Annotated in this window: 5 protein-coding genes and 1 pseudogene; 1 reads left to right on the top strand and 5 read right to left on the bottom strand. The window is 42.0% G+C overall.

What is annotated here, in order from left to right; all coding sequences use genetic code 11:
- Positions 1-419 (top strand): annotated as a pseudogene (locus tag GBV73_RS10835) (IS982 family transposase); the annotation flags it as partial.
- Between the two features lie 199 nt (positions 420-618).
- Here the strand turns inward: GBV73_RS10835 and GBV73_RS10840 are convergent.
- From GBV73_RS10840 to GBV73_RS10860, 5 genes are read right to left on the bottom strand one after another with little or no spacing between them, the layout of a single operon-like run.
- Positions 619-870 (bottom strand): 50S ribosomal protein L14e, encoded by a 252-nt coding sequence (locus GBV73_RS10840; RefSeq protein ID WP_042700002.1) that lies wholly within the window; start codon positions 868-870, stop codon positions 619-621.
- Positions 871-890: 20 nt separating this feature from the next.
- On the bottom strand, positions 891-1,448 hold the full coding sequence (cmk, locus tag GBV73_RS10845; RefSeq protein ID WP_152881297.1) for a (d)CMP kinase: 558 nt from the start codon (positions 1,446-1,448) through the stop codon (positions 891-893).
- A gap of 22 nt (positions 1,449-1,470) precedes the next feature.
- Positions 1,471-1,737, bottom strand: a complete 267-nt coding sequence (locus GBV73_RS10850) for a 50S ribosomal protein L34e (RefSeq protein WP_152881299.1) — start codon at positions 1,735-1,737, stop codon at positions 1,471-1,473.
- A 46-nt stretch (positions 1,738-1,783) separates the two neighbouring features.
- Positions 1,784-2,311 (bottom strand): DUF106 domain-containing protein, encoded by a 528-nt coding sequence (locus GBV73_RS10855; RefSeq protein WP_152881302.1) that lies wholly within the window; start codon positions 2,309-2,311, stop codon positions 1,784-1,786.
- Entirely contained in the window at positions 2,304-2,894 is a 591-nt protein-coding gene (locus tag GBV73_RS10860; RefSeq protein WP_152881304.1) for an adenylate kinase, read from the bottom strand. The genes GBV73_RS10855 and GBV73_RS10860 overlap by 8 nt, the downstream gene beginning before the upstream one ends.
- Positions 2,895-3,049: the final 155 nt, after the last annotated feature.

The following is a 3,049-nucleotide window of genomic DNA, read 5'->3' on the forward strand; positions in this document are numbered from 1 at the left end:
TGACCTGTTACTCTGATGGAAATTTGCTGGCTTTACTGTCTGTTGATCCGGCGAATAAGCATGATGTGAGTGTTGTCCGGGAAAAGTTCTGGGTGATTGTTGAGGAGTTTTCCGGCTGTTTTCTGTTTTTGGATAAGGGGTATGTTAACAGGGGGCTCGAGGAGGAATTTCTGAGGTTTGGCGTTGTTTACACGCCAGTAAAGCGGGGGAATCAGATTAGCAATCTGGAGGAGAAGAAGTTTTACAAGTACTTGTCTGACTTTCGCAGGAGGATTGAGACTTTGTTTTCGAAGTTTTCTGAGTTTCTTCTGAGGCCGAGCAGGAATGTTAGTTTGAGGGGGTTGGTTGTCAGGATTTTAGGGGCGATTCTGGCCGTGAATCTGGACAGATTATACAACTTCACAGATGGTGGGAACTAGGGTTTAAAATTTTCTTAAACTTTTAGTTCACATCTAATGGTTTTTTTTCTCTCAAAATAAAGTAATTCTCTAAAGACTTCTTTTTTCAAAATCAAGAAAGTATGAAAACTTTTAGAGTGTTAGTAGTAATTCCTAAGAACTCAACACATAAACAAAAAAATATTCAGAGCAATATATAATAAAAAGAAAAACAAAAATTTCACTCTAAACTTATTCCCGCTTTTTCCAAAGCTTGCTTAACAGCCTCGTCGTCGGCGCCTCTCTCAATGTTAACCTTCTCTGGGAGAGGTTCAAGGTGCTTGATGTTCATCCTTCTCCTCTTCACCTTGTTCAATCCAGCGCCGGTAACGAGGACGAAGTTCTTGTCGATTATGTCGACAACAACTACCTTTTGTCCGGCCCTTCTTCCGGCAATAACAACGGCTAGCCTTCCAACATCAATTGCTGGCATTCATCCCACCTCCATCTTTTTTATTTCCCCGTGTCACCATCGGGGTACAGGTGGTCGATGGCGGCCTTCACAATAGCGAAGACCCCATCGGGACCCCATTTGGCAGTATTAATAATCAAATCATAAACTGAGAGATCGTTAATGTCAATCCCGTATAGGTTTAAATATCTTTTCCTGTTCTGCATTTCCCTTTCGGCAATTTGCATAAATGCCTCTTCAACACTTACGCCCTCTCTCTGTGCTACACGCTGAGCCCTAACTTGAATTGGTGCATCTAACCATATCTTCAAATCAGCATTTTTTACCATCCATCCCGCTAGACGCCCTTCAATAACCACATTGCATTCTTTTGCCGCTTCTACTTGTCTCCTATCAACTTCCCTGTCTATTTCGGGGTGCATTTCAGCATATTTCTGGAATTCTTGGAGAGACATTCCCATCTCTTTTGCCATCTGTCTGAATATTAAACCCGCATAAATATGCTTAAAGCCATAGTACTTGGCTAGATTCCTGCAGAGAGTTGTAGTACCACTTCCTGCCAATCCGCTCACTGTGATCACTAGACATCCCTTAGGCATGGTGCATCCCTTTCGTCCAAGGTTAGAGTGCAGCCCTTACCTGGGCCTTCATGACTCTGCGCATGCAGCTTGGGCAGAGGTGTGGCATAGGCCTCTCGGGTCTTTTTTTAGTCTTGGGGAGCTTTCTTAACTCACTTGATCTTCCCCTTGGGATTCCGTTTAGTGGTCTTCCGCACATTGCACAGTGGGCGATTTTTGGCTTCCTTCTCTCAAAGTGTATTACAGTCCTTCCACCCGGAGTTCTAACGTACTTTCTTCTCCATGATCTTGACCTGTACATTGGTTTCATATTTCTCACCCCGCTTAGCTTTTTTGTGCAGCATTTTTAAATTTAACTAATATGAATCCAAGAGCTTTCTCAAAACCTGACCGGTTATCATTGATGTCAAAATGTACCAGCCTATGTATCCCAGCTCATTCGCTTGAAGGGCAGAGTGGTAAAATTTGTGGAACCAATCAAAGAGGAAAAAGCTGAACGGTGATTTCACGATTGCTGTTTCAACATACCACCTTCTCATCCACCCAAAGAAGATAATGAATATTGGCATTGTAAAAAGCATTGGTTTAAACATTGAGTCTTTCATAACTTCATTTTGGAGTCTTAAAAGCTCAAGCTGTTTTTGCTGAAGCTTCCTTAATTTCTTCTCGTCTCCAGCTTTTTGAGCTTCCTTCCATTCCTTCTGGAATTCCTTGCTCATTTTTTGTAACTTTTTCATTTTTTCCTGATCTATCAGAATGTGATTAACCAGCGTGAAAAAGGCACCCAGTATAATTCCCGAAATAGTCACTACCCACATTGGGTGAGCGTTAGTAACTAAGGGCCCAAATACTTTATCGAGTGCAAGATATATTCCCTCAAGCATCTTCCTCCACCGCCAGATCAAGTATTTTTACCAGTTCATTAACAGCCTCTTCCAGACCTTTATCCTCATGATTTTCAATTATCTTTATAAGCGCATTGGAATGCATGGCATAACTTATTGCGGCGGCCCTATTTAAGTCCTGATGCCTCTGGATTTGCTCCTCAGTTTCAACATCTCTATCTCTCTTCAGGTCTCTTAACCTTCTTCCAAGTATTTCACTCGGCAGTGCTTCTATTATGACGATGAATTTCGGGTTTATGACTTCGATGACCTCCTTAGGGAATCCAAGCATGTATCCTAGAGGGGTCTTTATTGTAGCATGAGTGTCGAGCAGTACAGGTTCTTCTCTGGATATCTCAAGAATTCTTTGAGCAGCCTTAAGCTGCAATTCCCGCTGCACCTTTAAACTCAATTTTCTCATTTCGTCTCTGTGTGTGACTAGCTTAGCCTTGACTGCTTCTTCGAACATTATATCTCCAAAGTTAACTACCCTAAATTTCGCTCGAGTCCTTTGTAAGGCCAGTTTTGTGATTGTGCTCTTGCCCACTCCAGGGATTCCCGTGATGACCACCACAAATGGCATGTTCTATCACCTTGATCAAAACTCGCACTCCAAAGAGTGAAAGAAAAATTGGTTTATAAGGTTTTTTAGAAAATGGAAGATACTGTTAGGATAAGCTGTGGGGTGTCAGGTTTAAGTTACTGGCAGTACTTTAGAAAAAGAAGGGGGAACATGAA

The organism is Thermococcus sp. 101 C5, assembly GCF_009372125.1.
GTDB lineage: Archaea > Methanobacteriota_B > Thermococci > Thermococcales > Thermococcaceae > Thermococcus_A > Thermococcus_A bergensis.

Bases quoted from the DNA above. Each gene is read 5' to 3' on its own strand.
- GBV73_RS10840 (WP_042700002.1), bottom strand. From the start codon at position 870: ATGCCAGCAATTGATGTTGGAAGGCTAGCCGTTGTTATTGCCGGAAGA.
- cmk (WP_152881297.1), bottom strand. From the start codon at position 1,448: ATGCCTAAGGGATGTCTAGTGATCACAGTGAGCGGATTGGCAGGAAGT.
- GBV73_RS10850 (WP_152881299.1), bottom strand. From the start codon at position 1,737: ATGAAACCAATGTACAGGTCAAGATCATGGAGAAGAAAGTACGTTAGA.
- GBV73_RS10855 (WP_152881302.1), bottom strand. From the start codon at position 2,311: ATGCTTGAGGGAATATATCTTGCACTCGATAAAGTATTTGGGCCCTTA.
- GBV73_RS10860 (WP_152881304.1), bottom strand. From the start codon at position 2,894: ATGCCATTTGTGGTGGTCATCACGGGAATCCCTGGAGTGGGCAAGAGC.